The 23542-nt window shown below is 57.7% G+C and carries 21 protein-coding genes and 1 pseudogene (1 of these 22 only partly in view); all 22 read left to right on the top strand.

The genetic code is table 11. The annotated features are described in order from the left end of the window. Positions 1-344: 344 nt before the first annotated feature. Positions 345-1961 (top strand): tRNA lysidine(34) synthetase TilS, encoded by a 1617-nt coding sequence (gene tilS / locus OCY70_RS24220; RefSeq protein WP_213427205.1) that lies wholly within the window; start codon positions 345-347, stop codon positions 1959-1961. 47 nt (positions 1962-2008) lie between these two features. After that, entirely contained in the window at positions 2009-2557 is a 549-nt protein-coding gene (gene hpt / locus OCY70_RS24215) for a hypoxanthine phosphoribosyltransferase (protein ID WP_213427204.1), read from the top strand. A gap of 89 nt (positions 2558-2646) precedes the next feature. Continuing rightward, positions 2647-4770, top strand: coding sequence for an ATP-dependent zinc metalloprotease FtsH (gene ftsH / locus OCY70_RS24210; protein ID WP_213427203.1), 2124 nt, complete (start codon positions 2647-2649; stop codon positions 4768-4770). A 159-nt stretch (positions 4771-4929) separates the two neighbouring features. Continuing rightward, positions 4930-5868, top strand: a complete 939-nt coding sequence (nadA, locus tag OCY70_RS24205; protein ID WP_213427242.1) for a quinolinate synthase NadA — start codon at positions 4930-4932, stop codon at positions 5866-5868. Between the two features lie 70 nt (positions 5869-5938). Then, complete coding sequence (gene nadB / locus OCY70_RS24200; RefSeq protein ID WP_213427202.1) at positions 5939-7564, top strand: L-aspartate oxidase; 1626 nt, start codon at positions 5939-5941, stop codon at positions 7562-7564. Positions 7565-7574: 10 nt separating this feature from the next. Continuing rightward, on the top strand, positions 7575-8420 hold the full coding sequence (gene nadC / locus OCY70_RS24195; RefSeq protein WP_213427241.1) for a carboxylating nicotinate-nucleotide diphosphorylase: 846 nt from the start codon (positions 7575-7577) through the stop codon (positions 8418-8420). Positions 8421-8423: 3 nt separating this feature from the next. Continuing rightward, positions 8424-9197: a type III pantothenate kinase gene (locus tag OCY70_RS24190; protein WP_213427201.1), complete on the top strand. Its 774-nt coding sequence runs from the start codon at positions 8424-8426 to the stop codon at positions 9195-9197. A gap of 51 nt (positions 9198-9248) precedes the next feature. Beyond that, on the top strand, positions 9249-10169 hold the full coding sequence (hslO, locus tag OCY70_RS24185; protein WP_283776723.1) for an Hsp33 family molecular chaperone HslO: 921 nt from the start codon (positions 9249-9251) through the stop codon (positions 10167-10169). Positions 10170-10323: 154 nt separating this feature from the next. Beyond that, on the top strand, positions 10324-11268 hold the full coding sequence (locus OCY70_RS24180; RefSeq protein WP_213427200.1) for a SurA N-terminal domain-containing protein: 945 nt from the start codon (positions 10324-10326) through the stop codon (positions 11266-11268). A 254-nt stretch (positions 11269-11522) separates the two neighbouring features. Next, a complete protein-coding gene (gene cysK, locus OCY70_RS24175; RefSeq protein ID WP_213427199.1) occupies positions 11523-12461 on the top strand; it encodes a cysteine synthase A in 939 nt (312 codons plus the stop codon). A gap of 202 nt (positions 12462-12663) precedes the next feature. Beyond that, positions 12664-14304: an anthranilate synthase component I family protein gene (locus OCY70_RS24170; RefSeq protein ID WP_213427239.1), complete on the top strand. Its 1641-nt coding sequence runs from the start codon at positions 12664-12666 to the stop codon at positions 14302-14304. Beyond that, positions 14288-14866, top strand: coding sequence for an anthranilate synthase component II (locus tag OCY70_RS24165; RefSeq protein ID WP_213427198.1), 579 nt, complete (start codon positions 14288-14290; stop codon positions 14864-14866). The genes OCY70_RS24170 and OCY70_RS24165 overlap by 17 nt, the downstream gene beginning before the upstream one ends. Beyond that, positions 14863-15750, top strand: coding sequence for an aminotransferase class IV (locus OCY70_RS24160; RefSeq protein WP_213427197.1), 888 nt, complete (start codon positions 14863-14865; stop codon positions 15748-15750). The genes OCY70_RS24165 and OCY70_RS24160 overlap by 4 nt, the downstream gene beginning before the upstream one ends. A gap of 91 nt (positions 15751-15841) precedes the next feature. After that, positions 15842-16681 carry a dihydropteroate synthase gene (gene folP, locus OCY70_RS24155; protein ID WP_213427196.1) on the top strand — a complete coding sequence of 280 codons (840 nt, stop codon included), beginning with the start codon at positions 15842-15844 and terminating at the stop codon, positions 16679-16681. A gap of 39 nt (positions 16682-16720) precedes the next feature. Next, entirely contained in the window at positions 16721-17128 is a 408-nt protein-coding gene (gene folB / locus OCY70_RS24150; RefSeq protein WP_261945054.1) for a dihydroneopterin aldolase, read from the top strand. Then, entirely contained in the window at positions 17121-17630 is a 510-nt protein-coding gene (gene folK / locus OCY70_RS24145; RefSeq protein WP_213427194.1) for a 2-amino-4-hydroxy-6-hydroxymethyldihydropteridine diphosphokinase, read from the top strand. The genes folB and folK overlap by 8 nt, the downstream gene beginning before the upstream one ends. Beyond that, positions 17612-17827: a helix-turn-helix domain-containing protein gene (locus OCY70_RS24140; RefSeq protein ID WP_197259756.1), complete on the top strand. Its 216-nt coding sequence runs from the start codon at positions 17612-17614 to the stop codon at positions 17825-17827. Before folK ends, OCY70_RS24140 begins: the two co-directional genes overlap by 19 nt. 95 nt (positions 17828-17922) lie before the next feature. Then, positions 17923-18915, top strand: a complete 993-nt coding sequence (gene dusB / locus OCY70_RS24135) for a tRNA dihydrouridine synthase DusB (RefSeq protein ID WP_213427193.1) — start codon at positions 17923-17925, stop codon at positions 18913-18915. Between the two features lie 372 nt (positions 18916-19287). After that, a complete protein-coding gene (greA, locus tag OCY70_RS24130) occupies positions 19288-19764 on the top strand; it encodes a transcription elongation factor GreA (protein ID WP_006678253.1) in 477 nt (158 codons plus the stop codon). Between the two features lie 290 nt (positions 19765-20054). Then, a complete protein-coding gene (gene lysS, locus OCY70_RS24125; RefSeq protein WP_213427238.1) occupies positions 20055-21563 on the top strand; it encodes a lysine--tRNA ligase in 1509 nt (502 codons plus the stop codon). A 120-nt stretch (positions 21564-21683) separates the two neighbouring features. Further along, positions 21684-22211, top strand: a pseudogene (locus OCY70_RS24120) (glycoside hydrolase family 95 protein); the annotation flags it as partial. A gap of 67 nt (positions 22212-22278) precedes the next feature. Then, a protein-coding gene (locus OCY70_RS24115; RefSeq protein WP_249724722.1) for a glycosyl hydrolase family 95 catalytic domain-containing protein crosses the window boundary here: on the top strand, positions 22279-23542 show its 5' portion. It continues 596 nt past the right edge of the window; 1264 of the gene's 1860 nt are visible here — the first part of the coding sequence; its start codon is at positions 22279-22281; its stop codon lies beyond the right edge, outside the window.

The following is a 23542-nucleotide window of genomic DNA, read 5'->3' as shown; positions in this document are numbered from 1 at the left end:
TACATATTAATCATGTGTTCAAACGGCCGGTTTTCAGCACCGAGAAGGTTGCGTGAACTCGAAGCTTATGCTTCCGATGCGAGTTTTGCTTCGCAAAACTTAAGAAGCAGCGCAGTGTAGGCGAGACTACATGAGCAGAGGACTTCAAGAGTGAGTGCAGGATTCGATGCCGAGCTGCTTCCTGTGTCACTTTGTGATTAAAAGCGGACTTTTGAACAGCCTTTATAACTTTATGAGGTTCATCACGCAGGCCTCCTCTTCATACATAACGAATTCTGTGCTTGGACTGGGCACGTCCGGGAAGAGGTGTCGGCGGCAGCAGCACATAATGGAAGGAATCGGGGATGGACATGACGGCATCGGGCAGGCATGCGGGCAAGGACAGCGAATATGCGTGGCGGCAATGGACGGAGAAGCTGCGGGATACCGTAGAGCGGCACCGGCTGTGGAACGATGGCGACCGCATCGTGATCGCGGTCTCGGGCGGACCGGACTCTATGCTGCTGCTGCATGCCATCGCTGCCCTGACCGGACATCGTCCGGGAAGCGAACGGATGATCATCGCCCACGTGCACCATGGGTTCCGCCCGCAGGAGTCGGACGAAGAAGCGCGGTTCGTGGCGCGGGAAGCGGAGCGGCTCGGGGTAAGACTGGCGATGAAGCGAGTGGACGCTCCGGGCTGGGCGGCGGCGCATAAGATGAATGCGCAAGCGGCAGCGCGGCAGCTCCGCTATGACTTCTTGAAGGAAGTCGCCTCCCGCGAGCAGGCCTCGGTCATCGCATTGGCGCATCATGCCGATGATCAGGCGGAGACGGTGCTGATGCGGCTGCTGCGCGGAACCGGAAGCACGGGACTGTCGGGGATGGCTTGGAAGCGGGAAGCGGACGGCTTCTCCTTCGTCCGTCCGCTCCTTGGCGTCCGCAAGGCGGAATTGCTGGAGTGGTGCCGCTTGCGCGGCATCGCCTACGTGACGGACAGCAGCAATGCGAAGACCGATTACTTGCGCAACCGGGTCCGGATGGACGTGATGCCGCGGCTGGAGCAGGAGAACCCGGGCATGGTCACTTCCCTGTGCCGCACGGCCGATGTGCTGCGGGAAGAGAACGATTGGATGGAGGAGCAGGCGCGGCAGTTGTTTCAACGCGTGGCGAGGACGGTAAAGGATGGAGAAGACGTTCCGCTGGAATCGTCGTCGCCGGACGGCGTCGTTCTCGATCGGACGGCGCTTGTTCAGGCACATGTCGCTTTACAACGCAGGTTGATTAAACTAATATTAAACTATCTCACGCGGGAAGCGGATCAAGCTGACTTCGACACGGTTGAGGCGCTGCGGAATGCGGCGATCCGGGAACACCCATCCACCTGGAAGACGGATGCGGCCCCCGGAGTCGAATTCCAGAGAGAATACGACCGCCTGCTGTGGCTGCGCCAACCCGTCGGTCAAGAGAAGAACGGGCCGGATGTACTGGATCTGACGATTGATCGTACATATGAATCGGGCAGTCTCCCGATACCGTCGAATGGCAGTAGGCTGCACTGGATTATAGAGTCCGTAAGGAGCTCTTCCATTGCCCAGGAAGCGGCGCATCAAGCCGCATTCGGAATAACGCGGGTTCCCTCGGGACAGGCGGAGGCGCTGTTCGATGCGGAGCAATTGTGTTGGCCGCTGCGTGTCCGATATCGCCGCGACGGCGATCGAATGCGTATTTTAGGGTTAAATGGCAGCAAAAAGGTGCAAGATATGTTCGTCGATGCCAAAATCGCGCCCTCGCTTCGCGGCACCGTCCCTGTCGTGACGGATGCCAAGGGGCAGATCTTGTGGGTACCGGGCTTGCGGCGTTCGGATGCCGCGCTGGTCGGGCCCTCTACAGACCGTGTCCTCCGGCTGGAGCTGGAAGGCGGTGCGCATATTCCGGCACGGCAGCGATCTCGCTCCGCCCAACCTGACCGCATGATGTAATCACGTTCATGTAAGTTTTCAGTATTTACTCTAGGAGGGGCCCATCATTGTATAACGACATTGAAAAGGTAATTATCAGCGAGGAGCAAATTCAGGCGAAGGTCCAGGAGCTGGGTGCGCAGATTAGCCGCGAGTATGAAGGGAAATGCCCGCTGGTCATCTGTGTCCTGAAAGGCGCATTCGTCTTCATGGCGGATCTGGTCAAGCGAATTACCGTACCTATGGAATTGGACTTCATGGCGGTATCCAGCTATGGAGCTTCCACGAAGTCTTCCGGTGTCGTCCGGATTATCAAAGATTTGGATGTATCCGTAGAAGGCCGGGATGTGCTCATTGTTGAAGACATTATAGATACCGGCTTGACGCTTAGCTACCTGATTGAGGTGCTTCAAGGCCGCAAGGCGAATTCGATTCGCCTCGTGACGCTGTTCGATAAGCCGGCGCGCCGCACCGTTAATCTGGAAGCGGACTACAAGGGATTCGTGCTTCCCGACGAATTCATCGTCGGCTATGGCTTGGATTATGCCGAACGTTACCGCAACCTTCCATATATAGGCGTGTTGAAGCCAACGATCTACGCGAATGAAGCCAAATAAGACACACGCCTTACACGCTTGCTGGTCAAGTTGTGATGGCATTACGTGCTATGATACAATAATTTCGTGTCCTTGAGAGGAGGTTGGGGATGAATCGGTTCATCAAGAATTCTGGTTTTTATCTGATTCTTTTTTTGGTCGTGGTAGGATTTGTCCAGTTCATCGGCAACGGCAATGAAGCCACGGACACGCCGAGTTATGACCAGTTCCGCAAAGAGCTTTCGGCTAATAATATACAAGAAATGACGGTTCAGTATGAAGGTCGGGCTTATTTGGTCATCGGTAAATATAACAAGATTCCAGAAGGGGCGAAATCCCAGCAGTTCGTAACGTATATTCCGGATAGCAATCCGGCCGTCGAAGAGATAATGAACGCAGGGGACAATCAGCAGTCACTGAAGATTAATTGGAAAAAGATGGAGGAACAAAGCCTCTGGCTGACGTTTCTGACGTCGATTATTCCATTTATCATTATGTTCATCCTGTTCTTCTTCTTCTTTAACCAAGCGCAGGGCGGCGGCGGCAAGGTAATGAACTTCGGGAAGAGCCGCGCACGCTTGTATAATGAAGAGAAGAAGCGCGTCACCTTTGAAGACGTCGCGGGTGCGGATGAAGAGAAGCAAGAGCTGGTAGAGGTTGTCGAGTTCCTGAAGGATCCGCGCAAGTTCGCAGCCCTTGGCGCCCGCATCCCGAAGGGCGTGCTGCTGAACGGCCCTCCGGGTACCGGTAAGACGTTGCTGGCCCGTGCCGTTGCAGGGGAAGCAGGCGTTCCGTTCTTCAGCATCTCCGGTTCCGACTTCGTGGAAATGTTCGTTGGTGTCGGCGCATCCCGGGTCCGGGACCTGTTCGAGAATGCGAAGAAGAATGCGCCATGTATCATTTTCATTGACGAGATCGATGCTGTCGGCCGTCAACGGGGCGCCGGTCTGGGCGGCGGCCACGACGAACGGGAGCAGACGCTCAATCAGTTGCTGGTCGAGATGGATGGCTTCGGCGCCAACGAAGGCATCATCATTATCGCAGCGACGAACCGTCCGGATATTCTGGACCCGGCATTGCTCCGCCCTGGACGCTTTGACCGCCAGATTACGGTCGATCGTCCGGATGTGAAGGGCCGCGAGGCGGTGCTGAAGGTGCATGCCCGCAATAAGCCGTTGAACAAAAACGTGAACCTAGAAACAATCGCCAAGCGGACGACCGGCTTCACCGGCGCCGACTTGGAGAACTTGCTGAACGAAGCGGCGCTGCTGGCAGCCCGCAAGAACCATAAAGATATTACGATGACGGACGTTGACGAGGCGATTGACCGCGTCATCGTCGGAACGGAGAAGCGGAGCCGCATGATCAGCGATCGCGAGAAGCGGATTGTTGCTTTCCATGAAGCCGGACATACGGTGATCGGTTATTTCCTGGAGCATGCGGATATGGTCCACAAGGTAACGATCATTCCGCGCGGCCGGGCCGGCGGTTACGTCATCATGCTGCCGAAGGAAGACCGCATGCTGGTGACGAAGCAGGAATTGCTGGACAAAGTCACGGGATTGCTCGGGGGCCGTGTCGCCGAAGAACTGTTCATTGGCGAGATTGGCACCGGCGCATACAGCGACTTCCAGCAGGCGACCCGCATCGTGCGCAGCATGATTATGGAATACGGCATGAGCGAGAAGCTTGGGCCGATGCAGTTCGGCAATCGTCAAGGAGAAGTGTTCCTGGGCCGAGACCTCGGTCACGAGCAGAACTACTCCGATGCCATTGCCTACGAGATCGACCAAGAGATGCAGCGCATCATAAATGAATGCTATGAGCGCGCGAAGAAGCTCTTGACCGAGCGTTCCCGCGAGGTGAGCTTGATCGCGAATACCCTTCTCGAGGTCGAGACCTTGGAGCTGGAGCAGATCAAGCAGCTTATCGAGGATGGCAAGCTGAGCGAAGGAACACCTGCATCGACGGACGCGCCGGAAGCCGGCACGCCGGTTATCGAGACGACGGGCGATGTGAAGGTGAATCTGGTAGGCAAGCCGGAGAAGCTTGGGCCGACGCAATGGGATGGTTCTCCATCCGGTCAGCCGACAGGCGATATTCCGAACGGCTCTTCGCCTGCTGACATTCGCGGCGACACCGCCGAGGAGCCGAAGACGGAACCGACATCCGAGGAGCCGAAGGCGCCTGCGGACAAGGATGAGCCGCCGCATGACAAGAAAGACGAACAATAAGCGCAAGTACATGGGCCGCCCTCCGGGCGTTTGCAAGAGCGTACCTTCCGGTACGCTCTTTTTTACGGCGATTGGGCCTGAATTCCGAATTGACATAGCCGGTCGGGGTGTGTAAATTATAGGTTAACGACAAGGCCAAGGAGTGGATGGAGGGTGACATTGGAAGCACTGGCGTTGGCACGGAAGGAAGAGCAGAAGCAAGAGCTCCGTGAACGGTTGATGCAGTTGAAGAAAGAGCGCAACGCCATCATATTAGCTCATTATTATCAGCGGGATGAGATTCAGGAAGTCGCCGATTTCAGGGGAGATTCCTTTCTGCTGGCGCAGAAGGCCGCAGAGACTGACGCAGACGTTATCGTCTTTTGCGGTGTCCACTTCATGGGGGAGAGCGCCAAAATATTGGCTCCGAACAAAACGGTCATCATCCCTGATGAGCGGGCAGGCTGCCCGATGGCCGACATGGTCAATGTCGACGGGCTACGGAAGCTGAAGGCGGAGCATCCGAATGCCAAAGTCGTTACCTATATCGATTCCTCCGCGGAGATTAAGGCAGAGACCGATATTTGCTGCACTTCCTCCAATGCGGTAAAGGTCATCGCTTCGCTGGATGCGGAGGAGATCATCTGGGTTCCCGACAAGAACCTGGGCCATTATGTAGAGCAGCAGACCGGCCGACCTTTAATCAAATGGGAAGGCTACTGCAATACGCATGATATGCTGACGGTGAATGATGTCATGGAGATGAAGGCGAAGTATCCGGGCGCGCCGTTCGTCGTGCACCCGGAATGCCGCCCGGAAGTCGTGGCCATGGGCGATTTCGTCGGCAGCACGACCGCCATTATCGATTATTGCAAACGGTCGGATGCGACCGATATTATTGTAGGGACAGAGGACGGCACCGGGTATCAGCTCCGGAAGGACAGCCCGGAGAAGCGATTTCACTTCGCGACGAAGTATCTTGTCTGTCCCAATATGAAGGTGAATAATCTCAAAAAACTCGTGAAATGCCTCGAAACGATGCAGCCGCAGATTTATGTGCCGCCGCAGGTTGCCGAGAATGCACGGTTATCTTTGGAGCGCATGTTACAGGTCAAGTAGAGTAGCATGCGCTACTCTTCTGTTCAAACAGAACAAAGCATAAGATTCCATCTATGAGGTTGTGAATACAATGGCGAATCGGATTCCCCGTTACTTGATAGACTTCGCACTTGAAGATATGGAGCATGTTCATACTGACGTCATTGTGATTGGCGCCGGTATTGCCGGCCTCTATACCGCCATCCAGGCAAGCCGGGAGCAGCGGGTGCTGATGATAACAAAGAAGTCGCTGTTCGACAGCAATACGCGCTATGCGCAGGGCGGGATTGCGGCCGTGTTCGCGGACGATGATTCCCCGGCCTACCATCGTCAGGATACATTGATTGCCGGGGCGGGCCTGTGCGACTCTGAGGCGGTCGATGTGCTTGTCCACGAAGGCCCGGCCGGCGTCCAGGAGCTGATCCGGATGGGCGCATCCTTCGATGAAGAGAACGGCGCCATTGCCTTGACGCGGGAAGGAGCGCACAGCCATCGCCGCATTCTGCATGCCAACGGCGACGCCACCGGATACGAGATTGTGCGCGCCTTGGCGGAGCGTATCCAGCAGTTGGAGCAGGTTACGATCTGGGACGATCATTTCGTGATCGATCTCGTGACCGAGGAAGGCGAATGCTGCGGCGCGATTGTCCAGCGGGCGGACGGCAAGCGCGTGTTCGTCAGCGGCAAGGCCACGGTGATTTGCTCCGGCGGGACCGGCCAGCTGTACCGCTATACGACGAACCCGGAGGTTGCCACGGGGGACGGGATCGCCATGGCGTATCGGGCTGGGGCATATATTCAGGATATGGAGTTCATTCAATTCCATCCGACCGTTCTCAGCTATCCGGGGGCGCCGCGCTTTCTCATCTCGGAGGCGGTCCGGGGCGAAGGCGCCTACCTGCGCAATATTCGGGGAGAGCGCTTCATGGAGAGATATCATCCTCAACTGGAGCTTGCGCCCCGTGACGTGGTAGCCCGGGCGATCGTCAGCGAGATGGAAGCGACCAAGTCGACCTTCGTCTACCTGGATATTACCCATGAGCCCGAGGAGATGATCAAGCATCGCTTTCCGACGATATACGACACCTGTCTGCAATACGGTCTGGATCTGACCAGCGACTGGATTCCGGTGTCGCCGGCTGCCCACTATATGATGGGCGGTATCAAAACGGATTTGTGGGGAGAAACCAATATCCGCCGTCTGTTCGCCTGCGGCGAAGTGTCCTCGACCGGCGTGCATGGGGCGAATCGTCTCGCAAGCAACTCTTTATCGGAAGCGATCGTGTACGGCAAGCGGATCGTGGAACGGATTGCCGCACTGGAACCTCGGGGGGAGGCCTGTCCTAATGCCGCATCTCAGCGCGTCCATCATGAGCCCTGCATCCAGCCGATGGTGGAACGCCGGCTGAAGCTGCAGAAGGTGATGGTCCGTTATGTCGGGCTGCGCCGCCAGGCGGACGGCCTGATGAAGGGTATGGGAGAGTTGAAGCGCCAGGCGGCCGTCTTTGAGATGATGCTGTCGAAGCGGGAGGAATATGAATTCGCCAATCTGCTGATCTGCGCCATGCTGGTCGCCGAGTCCGCCTTGTGGCGGGAAGAGAGCCGCGGCGCTCATGCGCGGGAGGATTTCCCCGAGCGGGATGACGAGAAATGGTGCAAGCATACCCTGCTGCATCGTGAATATGGAATTACGGAGGAGCGAGTGAGCATTGTATAGCTTGGAACGAATGGCGCTGCGCCGACAGTTGGAAGCGTGGCTGCAAGAAGATATAGGAACGGGCGACGTCACGACAGCCTACACCATTCCGGCCGGACACCAATCCCGCGGCATCATTCATGCGAAGGAAGACGGCATGATCGCGGGACTGCCGGTAGCCGAAGCCGTGTTCGAGGCCGTTGATCCCTCGCTTAGGTTCACGGCCCGGGTCGAAGACGGAGCCGTGGTTGCCCGCGGCGCCGTCCTGGCGGAAGTGGAAGGCACCACGCACAGCATTTTGAGCGGGGAGCGGCTCGCCTTGAACCTGCTTCAGCGCTTGTCCGGGATTGCGACGAAGACGAATAAGTTTGTTCAAGCCATTGAGGGCCTGAACACGAAGCTGGTCGATACGCGCAAGACCACTCCGGGCCACCGCGCACTGGAAAAATATGCGGTGCGTGTCGGCGGAGGGAGCAATCACCGCTTCGGCTTGTATGACACCGTCATGATCAAGGACAACCACATCAAGGGCGCAGGCGGGATCGAAGCGGCCGTAAGCCGGGCACGCGCCAACATTCCGTATACGATGAAGATTGAGGTCGAAGCCGAATCGATCGAGCAGGTGAAGGAAGCGCTGCGGGCGGGGGCGGACATTATTATGCTGGACAATATGGATTTGGCGCAGATGCGCGAGGCGGTCGCCCTCATCCGTGAAGCGGCGCCGCATGTCCTCATCGAAGCATCGGGAGGCGTCACCCTGGATACGATTCGCGACAAGGCGCTGACCGGGGTCGACGTCGTGTCTGTCGGCGCGTTGACCTATTCCTTCCATGCGTTGGATATCAGCCTCGACTTGAATGAGAAGAAAGAAGGTTAGGCCGTGATACTCGTTATCGATATAGGGAACACCAATATTGTCCTGGGCGTATACGAGGGAGACAAGCTGCTTCATAACTGGCGCTTGTCGACGAGCCGGCAGTCGACGACAGATGAATATGGCGTCATGATCTACAATCTGTTCACGATGACCAAGCTGTCGGTTCAGGATATTGAAGGCGTCATTCTTTCTTCCGTTGTTCCGCCGATTATGCATACGATGGAGATGCTGTGCAAGAAGTATTTGAACAAGGCGCCGCTCATTGTTGGCCCCGGCGTCAAGACCGGTCTCAATATCCGCATCGAGAATCCGCGCGAGGTGGGGGCGGACCGGATCGTGAACGCGGTGGTGGCGATCGAATTGTATGGCGGTCTGAAGCCGCTTGTCGTCGTCGACTTCGGGACGGCGACGACCTTCGATGTTATCGACGTCAAGGGCAACTATATCGGCGGCGCGATCGTGCCGGGTATCGGCGTCTCTACCGAAGCGCTGTATCAGCGGGCGGCGAAGCTGCCGCGGATTGAATTGACGAAGCCCAAGTCGGTGATTGGACGCAATACGGTTCATTCCATGCAGGCGGGCATTATTTACGGATACGCCGGCCAGGTGGACGGCATCGTGGACCGTATAACGAACGAGCTTGGAGCCGAACCTACCGTTATCGCCACCGGCGGCATGGCCGAGCTTATTGCAAGCGAATCGAGGACGATTGATACGACGAACCCGTTGTTGACGCTGGAAGGTTTGCGCCTTATTTATAATCGGAACAAATTGTAACCCTTTGACGGCCTATCCCGTCGTAGAATAAGAACAGTACAGGAGGCTCCCATGAACGATATGTTAGGACAGCAACCCGAAGAGAGGGAGAATATGCAGGACATGCTGATTCGCGGCACCGGACTGGGCGGCAAGGTCCGGATCTTCGCGGTACGCACGACCGGGCTGGTCAATGAATTGCAGCGGCGCCATGGCACCTACCCGACGGCGACGGCTGCGCTTGGACGCACGGTTACCGCTGCCGCCATGATGGGCGCCATGCTGAAGGGCGATGAGAAATTGACCGTTCAGGTCAAGGGCGACGGACCTATCGGACAGATTGTCGCCGATGCGAACGCTCATGGCGAGGTGCGCGGCTATGTTACGCATCCGCAGGTTCAACTGGCCAGCAATGCCCAAGGCAAGCTGGACGTGGCCGGAGCGGTCGGACGCAGCGGCTTCATCCATGTCATCAAGGATCTTGGCCTGAAGGAGCCGTATCGCGGCAGTTCCCCGATCATCTCGGGAGAATTGGCCGAGGACTTCACGTATTACTTCGCCACCTCCGAGCAGACCCCGTCTGCCGTAGGCCTCGGGGTGCTGGTGGATGTCGACAATTCGGTCCTGCATGCGGGAGGCTTCATTGTACAATTGCTGCCTGGGCTGACCGAGGAACAGATCAATCAGATCGAGCATTCGCTCAGCGTGCTTCCTCCCGTGACCTCCCTGCTGGATCAAGGCATGGAGCTGGATGAGCTGGTAACCTGGATTATCAGTGACGCGAACGTTATGGAACGGATGCCCGTCCGCTTCCAATGCCAATGCTCCCGGGAACGGGTGGAGCGGACATTGATTAGTGTAGGCAAGGGCGAATTGACCGCGATGATTGAAGAGGATGGCCAGGCGGAGGTCGTCTGTCATTTTTGCAACGAGAAGTACTCATTTGGAAGAGAAGAGCTGGAACAACTGCGTGAACAGGCGCAGCAAGCCTAGCCGGACAAGTCGCAATGGATGAGCACGAGCCGGAGGCGAGCCCGGCATCGATCGATGGGACCCGGATCGAGGTTCCGCATCCGAATCGGTCGATAGGGCGAGCCAGAGGTAGGAACGGCTAACACGGAAATACGGGATAAGGGAAGCAAGCGATATGACCAAAGAAGTCAAAAGCTTATGGGGCTGCATCCTCTTTCTTTGCGTCTGCATCTTGGTGCTCGCCGGCATGCTCATCTTCAAGCATGATCGCCCTTCCGCGGCGTCGGATGCGAGTGCTTCCCCTGATTCCTCAACGGTTGTGGCAACCGTCGCCGGGGAGAAGATAACGCGCAAGGAATGGTATGAGGAATTGGAGCGGCAGTATGGCGCGCAGGTTATGGAACAGATGTTGACGGCCAGGGCGGCAGAGAAGGAAGCGAAAGCGTTAGGCATTGAAGTAAGCCAGAAAGAAGTGGAGCAAGAGATTGCGCGGCAAATGCGAGGGTATGAAAGCACTGAAGCGTATTTTCAGGCGATGACGGAACAACTGGGCATGAGCCCGGAGCAGATTCGGCAGGATATCCATCACCGGCTGCTGCTGGAGAAGATCGCGACTCATAACGTGAATGTGTCGGAGGAGGAGCTTGACCAGTATTTGCAGGATCATCGGGAGGCTTACGAGGCTGTCGATGCTTATCAGCTCGCCCATATCGTCGTTCCGACCCGCGAGGAAGCGGAAGAGGTGCTGGCGAAGCTGAAGGACGGAGAGACGTTCGCCTCCTTGGCAGGGAGGCTATCGGTCGATGAGTTCTCCTCCTATCAGGAAGGCCGTCTCGGATGGATCGACGCTAACGATCCGTTCTTCTCCCCCGCGGAGCTGGAAGCGGCGCGCGAGATGGAGGTAGGCGACATCTCGGAGCCGATCGAAGTGAGCGACGGATACGCCATTCTGACCGTAACGGGCAAGCGTGAAGCGCAGTCGGAGAGCGAAGCGGCGATCAAGGAGCAGGCCCGCCGGGATGTGGCGCTGTCCAAATCGCCCCCGCTGAAGGAGTGGGAAGAGGCGCTCCGTAAAAAATATAATGCCGTCGTTGTCGCAGCTGCGTCAGCGAACGGGTAAATAAAAGGGGTAACCGCAAGAGCGAGTGGATTCGTCCGCCCTTGCGATTATCCCTTTTTGTTATCCAAGCAGCGGTCATTTTTTTGCCGCAAGCTTCAATTTTTTGTCATAGCATTTGCGCGCTCTATTGACAACATACCGTTGGATTGGTAAGATTAAATAAAACCTAGTGCTTTAGTCGGAAATTAGTGGATAATTGCGGGATGTATACGCGGCAAGACCGAGATATTGAATAATGGCAGGAGGGCATCGTTATGGCAAGAATCGTCAATAATGTAACCGAATTGATTGGGGATACTCCACTGGTACGCTTGAACCGCATTGTGCCGGAAGGCAGTGCCGAGATTTACGTCAAGCTGGAATATCAGAATCCGGGCGCCAGCGTGAAGGACCGGATCGCCATCAGCATGATCGAAGTGGCGGAGCAGGAAGGCTTGCTGAAGCCTGGCGATACGATCGTCGAGCCAACGAGCGGCAACACCGGGATCGGCCTGGCGATGGTGGCGGCAGCCAAAGGTTACAAGGCGATTCTTGTCATGCCGGAGACGATGAGCATCGAACGCCGCAATCTGCTGCGCGCCTACGGCGCGGATCTTGTGCTTACCCCGGGCGCGGAAGGAATGAACGGGGCCGTGCGGAAGGCAGAGGAGCTTGCTCAGGAGAATCCTTCTTACTTCATGCCGCAGCAGTTCAAAAATAAGGCCAACGTCAAGGTGCACCGGGAGACGACGGGGCCGGAGATTGTCGAAGCGATTCGTTCGCTGGACGGCCGGCTGGATGCGTTCGTGGCCGGAATCGGCACCGGCGGCACGATCTCGGGAACCGGCGAAGTGCTGAAGGAGAATTTCCCGGGCATTCGCGTGATTGCAGTCGAACCGTCCGCTTCTCCGCTGCTGTCGGGGGGCAAGCCGGGACCGCATAAGATTCAAGGCATCGGGGCGAACTTCATTCCGGAGATTCTGAATCGCGACATCTACGATCAGATCATTGCGGTGGATAATGAAGATGCGTTCGAGGTAGCCCGCCAGGTAGCGAAGTCGGAAGGTATTCTGTGCGGGATCTCCTCGGGAGCGGCCATTCATGCGGCTCTGCAGGTCGCCCGCGAGCTGGGCGAAGGGAAGCGCGTTATTGCCGTTGTGCCTAGCAATGGCGAGCGCTACTTGAGCACGCCGCTGTTCAACTTCGAGAATTAATCGCTTTTATCGATATCCCCTTCCGTCGGGAGCACGCGGGCAAGCCATTGCCCTGCGCGCTTTCTGGCGGCGAGGGGTTTTTTGGATATGCGAGGGAGCCTTTACTTCCCGGGGCTCTTTGTTTATACTTACGGTAACGATTCCGGTGATTCATGTCACAGATATGAGATCACGGGTAAGGCGAGGTGGAGAAGTGGAGCAGATGTCCCTGCGTGAAGCAGCGATCATTACGGCCGGCCATTGGAGCCGGTGGGTACAGGAAGGGTACACCGTACTTCCTTATATTGCGGAATATGAATGGGGGCATGAGGCGTTGGCTTCATGGCTTCCGGTATGGGAGGATGCGGGGAGCCATGCGGCCGTGCTGGAGAGCGGCAAGGATGGCCGGTACACGTACTTGGCCTGCCGGCCCGTATCCGTCATTACCGGCAAGGATCGGGAGGCGTTCATTCAGGAAGGGGACAAGCCGGCCCGCCGGGAGGAAGGGGAGCCGCTGCAGCTGTTGAAGCGCTGGATGTCCCCTTACCGGGCGCCGAAGGTGGAAGAGCTGCCGAAGTTCATCGGCGGCTGCATCGGGTATTTAAGCTATGACGTCGCCCGTTCCCTGGAACGGCTGCCCGAATCCGCGGCAGATGATCTAGAACTGCCCGATTATGTATTTGTGCAAGTGGATGAGCTGTGGATTGTGGACAAGCTGGAGAAGCGGTTGTTCTGCGCCGTAATGACGCGGTGGCCGGACGGAAACGCCGGACAGCGAGCGGCGGCTGCGTTTGCCGCGAAGTATGAGGAAGCGGCCTTACGGGCGCAGGCGATGAAGGCCCAGTGGGACGGATGGCAGGAACGGGCTGCCGCGAGCTTTCGTCCGGGTGAAGCGGTAAGCTCCTTGTCCGGTGGCGGCCACGATCTGCAGACGATGGATATTGAGGCGTTCGAAGGGGTCGCTTCGGCATTTCCGAAGGAGGAGTTCAAGGAGGCGGTGCGCCGCATTCAGCGGTATATCGGGCAGGGCGATGTGTTCCAGGTGAACCTGTCCATGCGCCAGTCGCGCCGCCTCCGGGAGACGCCGGAGCGGCTGTATGAATGGCTGCGCGCGTTGAACCCGTCCCCGTACATGGGCTTGCTTCGATTCCCCGATTTCCAGCTCGTATCCTGCTCTCCGGAGCTGCTGGTCCGGCTGGAGCAAGGCGTCGTCAGCACGCGTCCGATAGCCGGGACGAGACGCCGCGGCCGTACGCCGGAGGAGGACGCGCGCATGGCGGAGGAGCTCCGGACCAACGAGAAGGAGTGCGCGGAGCATATTATGCTCGTCGATCTGGAGCGCAACGACCTCGGCCGCATCTCGGCCTACGGTTCGGTGCGGGTGGACGAGCTGATGGTCATCGAGACGTACTCCCATGTCATGCATCTCGTCTCGGAGGTGCGCGGGACGCTTGCCGAGGGCAAGGATGCCTTCGATGTCATCCAGGCGACATTCCCCGGCGGGACGATCACCGGCGCGCCGAAGGTGCGGACGATGGAAATTATCGAGGAGCTGGAACCGGTTCGCCGCGGGCCCTATACCGGATCTTTCGGCTGGATTGACTATAACGGCGATTTGGAATTAAATATTATTATTCGTACGCTGGTGGTGAAAGACCAGATAGGTTATATTCAGGCGGGGGCCGGCATCGTGATCGATTCCGACCCGGAACGGGAATATGCCGAATGCCTGAACAAAGCCAAGGCATTATGGAAGGCAGTGCAGTTGAGCGAGAGCGTTCCGGCGGATGCGGTTCCGCCGGGAGTGAAGGAAGCAGAGGCAGACGAGGCGAGAGGAGCGGTTCAGGATGATTCTGGTTATTGATAACTATGATTCGTTTACGTACAACTTGGTGCAATATTTGGGGGAGCTCGGCGAAGAGGTCCGGGTCTACCGCAATGACGAGATCGATATCGCGGGGATTGAACGGCTGAAGCCGGATCATCTGCTGTTGTCCCCGGGCCCATGCACGCCGAATGAAGCGGGCATCACGCTGCAGGTGCTAGAGCATTTCGCGGGCAGGATCCCGATTCTGGGCGTATGTCTCGGCCATCAGGCGATTGGCCAAGCCTTCGGCGGAGAGGTGGTCCGTGCCGGGCGGCTGATGCACGGCAAGACGTCGCCGATTCTTCATCAGGGCGAATCGATCTTCGCCGGCTTGCCGAATCCGTTCACGGCGACCCGGTATCATTCGCTTATCGTCGATCGGGCGAGTCTGCCGGCTTGCCTGGCGATTACGGCGGAGACCGCCGAAGGGGAAATTATGGGGCTTCAGCATCAGGAATATCCGATTGTTGGCGTCCAATTCCATCCGGAATCGATTATTTCGGAGCATGGCCACCAGATGCTGCGCAATTTCTTGAGCATGGCGGCGCCTGCGCGATGACGGGCTTCATCGGTTGGAATGGAGAGCTGGTGCCGAGCCATCAAGCCGCGGTTTCCGTAATGGACCACGGCTTTTTGTACGGCATGAGCCTGTTCGAGACGATGCGCACGTATGGCGGCCGTCCCTTCCTGCTGGAGCGGCATCTGGAGCGGCTGGCCGGCGCCTGCGAGGAGCTGGGAATCCGCTGGAGAGCCGAAGCGGAGCAGGCCGAGGCCCATATCCGGGCTGTCATGGCCGCGAATCATCTGGAAGAGGCCTATGTCCGGTATACGGTCAGCGCCGGCGAGAACGGCTACGGATTGCCGGGCGGCGATTACGCCAGCCCGGTGACGATTGTCCTGGTCAAGCCGCTGCCAGACGTCCCGGAAGCGCTGTATGCGAACGGGAAGCCGCTGCAGCGGCTGCGCTTGACGCGCAACCGGCCCGAAGGGAACAGGCGCTTCAAGTCGGGCCATTATATGAATAATATTCTCGCCAAGCGCGAGCTGGCCGGCTATGAGTCGGCCCCTCTCGGGGCGGAAGGGTGCATGCTGACGGCGGAAGGATGGCTGGCGGAGGGTATCGTCAGCAATCTGTTCTTCGTTAAGGGCCGCCGGCTCTGCACCCCGGAGGTTGCCACGGGCATTCTGCCCGGCATCACGCGGGGGGCTGTGCTGGAGCTGTCTACGGCATGCGGGCTTGCGGCAGAGGAAGGGCTGTACCGCTGGGATGACCTGCTGCGGGCAGACGAAATTTTCATTACGACCTCCGTGCAGGAGCTCGTCCCGATTACGTCGCTATGGGATGAGACAGGGCAGGCCGCCGAAGTTAGCGGAGGACGAATCGGAAGCACCACACGCGCGCTGCTGGACGCTTACCGCTCCCTTACGGTGCGCCATACTTGACAGTCTGCGAATGAAGGACGAGTTGTAGGCGGTCTATGATTGACTTTTAACCTAATGAATAAGAGCTTGTGACAGATCGGAGATGTTGAATATGCTGCAGCCGACATGGCGGCAACGAACCTATCGTTGGGCGAACGGTGCCTTGACTCTCGGTCAGCGCACCTTGATTATGGGTATATTGAATGTGACCCCGGATTCCTTCTCGGACGGCGGGCGGTATAACCGTGTAGACGCGGCTCTGCGGCACGCGGAGGAGATGCTGGAAGCGGGCGCCGACATTATCGATATCGGCGGGGAGTCGACCCGTCCGGGCCATCATCCCGTCGGGCAGGAGGAAGAGCTGGAGCGGGTGCTGCCGGTCATCGAGGCGCTCCGCCGGGAGCTGCCGCAGGCGCCGATCTCGGTGGACACGTATAAAGCGGAGGTTGCCCGGCAAGCACTGGAGGCCGGGGCCCATATTATTAATGATATCTGGGGCTGCAAGAAGGAGCCGGAGATGGCGCAGGTCGCCGCCCGCTATGGGTGTCCTCTCATATTGATGCATAATCGGCCGGAACGGCGGTATGAGCAGTTCGTCGAAGAGGTGAAGGCCGATCTGCTCGAAAGCGTAGAGCTGGCCAAAGCGGCAGGAGTAAAGGACGACCAGATTTGGCTCGATCCCGGAATCGGCTTCGCCAAGACCGGGGAGGACAATCTTGTCCTGATGAGCCATCTCGACGAGCTGTGCGCGTTAGGATATCCGGTATTGCTCGGCACGTCCCGCAAGAAGTTCATCCGGGATACGCTGCAGCTTCCGGTCGACGATGTGGTGGAAGGAACGGCGGCGACGGTGGCGCTCGGCATCGCGCAGGGCTGCCAGATCGTGCGCGTGCATGATGTCGCCTCGATCGCGCGGACGGCGCGCATGTGCGACGCGGTGCTGTACCGCTGACTGCAGGCGGCAATTCAAGGAAGGGAAGGAGCGGAAGCGATGAGAGTCGTAAAGCCGGATCGGATGCAGCTCCATCGAATGGAGTTTTTCGGCAAGCATGGGGTGTTCACGGAGGAACGGGCGCTGGGCCAGCTCTGGATCGTCGATCTCGATTTGCAGATCGATTTGCAGAAGGCGGGGCAATCGGATAAGCTGGAGGACTCCATTAATTATGCCGAATTGTTCTATTCCGTCAAATCGATTGTAGAGGAGCAGTCGTATCAGCTCGTGGAGGCGTTGGCCGAGCGGATCGCCGAGACGCTGCTGGATGGCTATCCTGCGATTCATGAGGCTCATGTGCGGGTAACGAAGCCTCACCCGCCGTTCGATATTCATTTCCAGGGCGTGACGATAGACATTACGCGGGCTCGGGAAGAGAGCCGTCAATTGGAGGCTGCGGATGAATGAGATGAAGCGGGAAGCTGTGGCCTATATTGCGCTCGGAGCCAATCTTGGCGATCGGGAGCACTCTCTGCGGGAGGCGCTGGCGAAACTGAACGCCCATCCCGAGATACGCGTGGCCGCATGCTCGGACATTTATGAGACGGAGCCGGTCGGGTACACGGATCAGCCCCAGTTTTTGAATATGGCGGCCCGGGTGGCCAGTACGCTGGCGCCGCAGGACCTGCTGCGCGTCATGCTGGATACCGAACTGGAGATGGGACGGGTTCGCGATGTTCGCTGGGGGCCCCGCGTTATCGACCTGGACCTGTTATATATGGAAGGATTCGAGATGGATTCGCCGGAATTGACGCTGCCTCACCCGCGGATGGGAGAGCGGCTGTTCGTGCTCATTCCGATGGCGGACATCGTGCTTCCGGAACATAGTCGGCTGCACGCATTCGTTCACCGCGCCCTGGGAACACTGGATGGGAAGGAAGATATTCGAAAGTGGACACGCTTCAGTTAGCCCGGCGAATCCGCGCCTTCCGCAAATTAAGAGGCTTGACCCAGCAGCAGCTGGCTGACCGGCTGGGCATGTCGGTATCCGTGCTGGGCGAGATCGAGCGGGGACGGAGGAGACTGGATGAAGCGACGATGGGGCGCATTGCCGGGGAGCTCGGCGTAACGCAAGAGGAACTGGCATCTGATCCTTCTTTCCGATAAAATGAAATCCTGGCATTTCCGTTAGCATAATACCCGGCTCCCGAGGCGGAGACGGTGGACTCGATAGAATAACGAGAGAAAGGAGAGTGGTCGATGTGTTGAAAATCGCCAACATCGAAATGAAAAATCAAGTCGTGCTGGCGCCGATGGCCGGCGTCTGCAATCCGGCGTTCCGGCTGATCGCGAAGGAATTCGGCTGCGGCCTCGTCTGCGCGGAGATGGTCAGCGACAAAGCGCTCGTCCATGGCAACGAGCGGACGAGAGAAATGCTGTATGTCGACGATCGGGAGAAGCCGCTCAGTCTGCAGATTTTCGGAGGAGACCGTAAATCGCTGGTGGAAGCGGCCAAAATTGTCGATAAAGAGTCGAACGCGGATATTATCGACATCAATATGGGATGTCCCGTGCCGAAAGTGACGAAATGCGATGCGGGCGCGCGTTGGCTGCTCGATCCGAACAAGATTTACGAGATGGTGTCGGCGGTTGTCGATGCCGTAGATAAGCCGGTTACCGTCAAAATGCGCATTGGCTGGGATGACGAGCATATTTATGTCGTGGACAACGCGAAGGCGGTCGAGCGCGCAGGCGGTCAGGCGGTCAGCGTGCATGGCCGCACGCGCGAGCAGTTGTACACCGGCAAGGCGGATTGGAGCTACATTCGCCAAGTGAAGGAGGCGGTCTCGATTCCGGTGATCGGGAACGGCGATGTGGCGACGCCGGAAGACGCGCGGCGCATGCTCGATGAGACGGGATGCGACGGCGTCATGATCGGCCGCGGCGCCTTGGGCAATCCATGGATGCTGTACCGGACCGTCGAATATTTGACGACCGGGAAGCTCCTCCCGGATCCGACGCCGGAGGAGAAGGTGCGCATAGCGATTATCCATATGGACCGCCTGATTGCGTTGAAGGGCGAGAAGGTGGCGGTCAGAGAAATGCGCAAGCATCTGGCCTGGTACTTGAAGGGGCTGCCGGGGGCGGCCCGCGTCAAGGACAAGGTGATGGAAGAGACGCGGCGTGACGAGATGGTGCGGCTGCTGGAGGATTATGTAGCCGGCATCGGAGCCACAGAAAGTATGGTCAACTAGATGAACGGATGCAGCAGGGCGCGATGCCCTGCTGATTTTTGTCAATATTGGAAACCATGGAAAGGTATTGATAGCGCTCTGTTCCGTTGATTCAAGACAGGACCTGAATCAAAGCGTTTTCACGTCAGTGGGACGTCTCATTGACTTTTACAAAATCATCCCATATAATTCAACAATAGAAAATTAGCTACGGGCTGATGCGTGCCCATGCATCTATTGGGAATCTGGAACAAGCCTGCGCGAAGGGGGCATCATGTGGCCATGGCGCCATATGATGAGATTAAGGCATTCGCATCGATAAGCCGCCGCCCACTGCGAGAGCGGCCGAAGCTCGCATGCGAAAATAATGATCATGACAGGAGAATCGGTAAGATGAGTGATAAAGAAGTCATTCTGACCCAGGAGGGTCTGAAGAAGCTCGAGGAAGAACTCGATAATCTCAAATCCGTCAAACGCCGCGAGGTGGCGGAACGAATCAAGATAGCGATCGGCTACGGGGACATCAGCGAGAACTCCGAGTACGAAGACGCGAAGAACGAACAGGCATTCATTGAGGGTCGTATCATTACATTGGAAAAAATGCTTCGCAATGCCCGCATCATCAACAACGACGAGATCGATACGGATATCGTGAGCATCGGCTCCACCGTCATCGTTCAGGATCTCGAGTTCGGGGATACGATGGAGTATACCATTGTCGGTACGGCGGAATCCGATCCATTGAAGAACCGGATTTCGAATGAGAGTCCGGTAGGCAAGGCGATTTTGGGCAAAGCCAAGGGTACTGTGGTTGACGTCAGCGTTCCAGCAGGCGTGATTCAATACAAAATCGTCGATATCAAGCTCTAAGCCGCGACCCTGGCGAGAGCGATGAAGCCGGCTAGTCGGCAAGCATAGCGGCAGTTGGCCGGCAGCGGCTACGGGGACATAACGGATGAAAGCTTCCTTTAGGGAAGCTTTTTTCTCATCGTGCGGCATAGGTTACGGGGTGCAGCCGGCGGTTGACGGACAAGCTGCCGGGCCGATCACAATCATTGACTATATCCCGGCGTCCTTGTCATGTTATGATAACGGTATGGAATGATCCGCAACGGGCCGATGCCAACCGGACAGGCGGAGCAATAGAAGGAGTGAAACGTATGACGGATGTCGTCAATCAAGAGACCGAATTAAGCGAATTGCTACAGATTCGCCGCAACAAGTTGGACGAGCTGCGGAAGCTCGGCATTGATCCGTTCGGTGCCAAATATAGCCGCACGCATACTGCGAAGGCGGTATTGGATAAATATAACGGCATGACGAAGGAAGAGCTGGAGACGGAAGGCGCTGTCGTCAGTCTGGCCGGACGCATTATGGCGAAGCGGGAGATGGGCAAGGCGAGCTTCGCCCATATTCAGGATCTGAGCGGCCGCCTGCAGATCTATGTTCGACAGGATACGGTGCCTGCGGAGAAGTATGAGGCGTTCACGATGCTGGACCTTGGCGATATTATCGGGGTCAGCGGCAAGGTATTCAAGACGAAGACCGGCGAGCTGTCGGTGAAGGTAACGGACTTGGAGGTGCTGTCCAAGTCGCTTTATCCGCTGCCGGAGAAATATCACGGCTTGAAGGACGTGGAGCTGCGCTACCGCCAGCGCTATGTCGATCTCATCATGAATCCGGACGTGCAGCAGACCTTTATCGCGCGCTCCCGCATCATTCAATCGATGCGCCGCTATTTGGACTCGCTCGGTTATTTGGAAGTGGAGACGCCGACGCTGCATGCGATCGCGGGCGGCGCTGCGGCGCGGCCGTTCATCACGCATCATAACGCGCTCGACATGACGCTGTACATGCGGATCGCGATTGAGCTGCACTTGAAGCGTCTCATTGTCGGGGGCCTGGAAAAGGTCTATGAAATCGGACGCGTCTACCGCAATGAAGGGATTTCTACCCGCCATAACCCTGAATTTACGATGATCGAGCTGTACGAAGCGTATGCCGATTATGAAGATATCATGCGTCTGACGGAAAACATGATCGCGCATATCGCGCAAGAAGTGCTTGGCACGATGCAGATTCGCTACCAGGGCCACGATATCGATCTGACGCCGCAATGGCGCCGCTTGTCGATGGTTGACGCGGTCAAGGAAGTAACCGGTGTCGACTTCTCGGTGCAGATGACCGACGAAGAGGCGCATGCGCTGGCCAAGGAGCACAAAGTTCCGGTGGAGAAGCACTTCACGTTCGGGCATATTTTGAACGCCTTCTTCGAGCATTTCGTGGAAGAGACGCTGATCCAGCCGACCTTCATTACGGGTCATCCGGTGGAAATCTCTCCGTTGGCGAAGAAAAATGCGCAGGATCCGCGCTTCACGGATCGCTTCGAATTGTTCATCGTGGCCCGCGAGCATGCCAACGCGTTCACAGAGCTGAACGATCCGATCGACCAGCGCAAGAGATTCGAGGCGCAGCTGGAAGAGCGCGAGCATGGCAACGACGAGGCGCATGAGATGGATGACGACTTCATCCGCGCTCTGGAATACGGCATGCCGCCGACAGGCGGACTGGGCATCGGGGTTGACCGCCTCGTTATGCTGCTGACCGATTCGCCTTCGATTCGCGATGTGCTGCTGTTCCCGCATATGCGCGATCGCGGCAATTCGTAATATAGCACGGCCATGGAGACCGGCTCCCGCGAGGAGGGCCGGTCTTTCTGCGTCTAACAAACGCCGGCTTTTTGAAAAGAAACTGGGAATGGAAATTGACATTTTGGAAACGGGTTTGCTATGTTTGGGGGTGCCGATAACACCTCAGAGTATTTTTCACCGTGTGATGAAGGTATTCCGGCTCATTCCGGTGCCGGCGCTTTGCGTTTGGGGGTTGACCGGGATGGGCTTACGAGGAGGAGTTATATGAGGGAAGACATAACGGAGCAGCGGGTCGAGCGGTTATGGTACCGGCAGCCTGCCGGACAGTGGGCGGAGGCGCTGCCGGTAGGGAACGGGCGCCTGGGGGCCATGCAATTCGGCGGAGTGGATTCGGATCGCTTGCAGTTAAATGAAGATTCGGTCTGGCACGGCGGACCGGCCGCTCGCGAGAACCCGGATGCCGCTGCCTATCTGCCCGTCATCCGGCAGTATTTGCTGGAAGGCAGGCCCGAAGAGGCGGAGCGGATCGCCAGGCTGGCGCTCACCTCGGTGCCGAAGCATTTTGGACCTTATCAGACGCTTGGGGAGCTGAAGATGTTTTTTCATGGAGTAGATGGAGAAGTGTCCGGGTATTCGCGGGAGCTGTCCTTATCCGAGGGAATCGCCCGGGTCGAATATACCCGCGGCGGCATCGTCTATTCCCGGGAGGCTGTTCAGCAGCGTCCCCGATCAAGTGATCGCGCTTCGATTGACGGCCTCCGCGAAGCGGTTATCCTTATCCCTGTATCTGAACCGGCGCTCCTTCGAGGAAGGGACGACGGTTATCGCATCCGGCACGATCGCGATGCAGGGGCAGTGCGGGGATGGAGGGGTTCGTTACTGCGCTGCGCTGAAAGCGCTTGCCGATAATGGGGAAGTGACGGCTATCGGCGATTGCCTGTCTATCGATGCTGCGGATGAGGTTACCGTCTATGTCGCGGCGGCGACCACCTACCGGGAATCGAATCCGCTGCAGGCATGCCTGCGCCAGGTGGAAGCGGCCGCTGTGAAAGGCTACCAGCAGGTCCGCTCTGATCATGTGCGGGACCACCGCGCCCTGTATGACCGGGTCGAACTCCGCTTGGGCGGGGCGGGGGAGGGTACGCTGTGCCAGCTCCCGACGGATGAACGGCTGGAGCGGGTGCGGCAAGGGCTGGCTGATCCCGGATTGTTCGCCCTATTCTTTCAATATGGACGTTACTTGCTGATGGGGAGCTCCCGGCCCGGGACGCTGCCCGCCAATTTGCAACGAATCTGGAACCCGCATGTCACACCGCCGTGGGAGTCGGATTTTCATCTCAATATTAATCTGCAAATGAATTACTGGCCGGCTGAAGCGGCCAATCTGGCGGAATGCCATGAGCCGGTGTTCGATCTGCTGGAGCGGCTGCGTACCAACGGGCGGCGAACGGCAGCTCTCCTGTACGGTGCGGACGGATTCGTGGCGCATCATGCGACTAACTTATGGGCGGACACCGCTCCGGTAAGCGATGTCGTGTCTGCCACCTTCTGGCCGATGGGCGGAGCCTGGCTGGCGCTGCATGCGTGGGAGCATTATCGTTATGGGGGAGACGAAGCGTTTTTGCGCGAGCGGGCTTATCCCGTTATGAAGGATGCCGCGCTCTTTCTGCTGGACTATCTGGTGGAAAATAAGCAGGGAGAATGGGTCACGTCTCCTTCAATCTCGCCTGAAAACCGTTACCGACTGCCGAACGGGCATCAAGGTACATTAGGTATGGGTCCGTCTATGGATACGCAAATCATGCGGGCGCTGTTCCAAGCCTGTCTTGAGGCAAGCGAAGGCCGAACGGAGGAAGAGGCGTTCCGCGAACGGGTGCAGGGGGCATTGAGTCGTCTGCCTCTGCATCGAGTTGGCCGGGAAGGGCAGCTTCTCGAATGGGCGGAGGATGTCGATGAGGTGGAACTGGGCCATCGGCATATTTCCCATCTGTTCGCTC

The sequence above is a fragment of the Paenibacillus melissococcoides genome, assembly GCA_944800085.1.
Taxonomy (GTDB): Bacteria; Bacillota; Bacilli; order Paenibacillales; family Paenibacillaceae; genus Paenibacillus_B; species Paenibacillus_B melissococcoides.
This window is presented reverse-complemented; position numbering and strand designations above follow the sequence as displayed.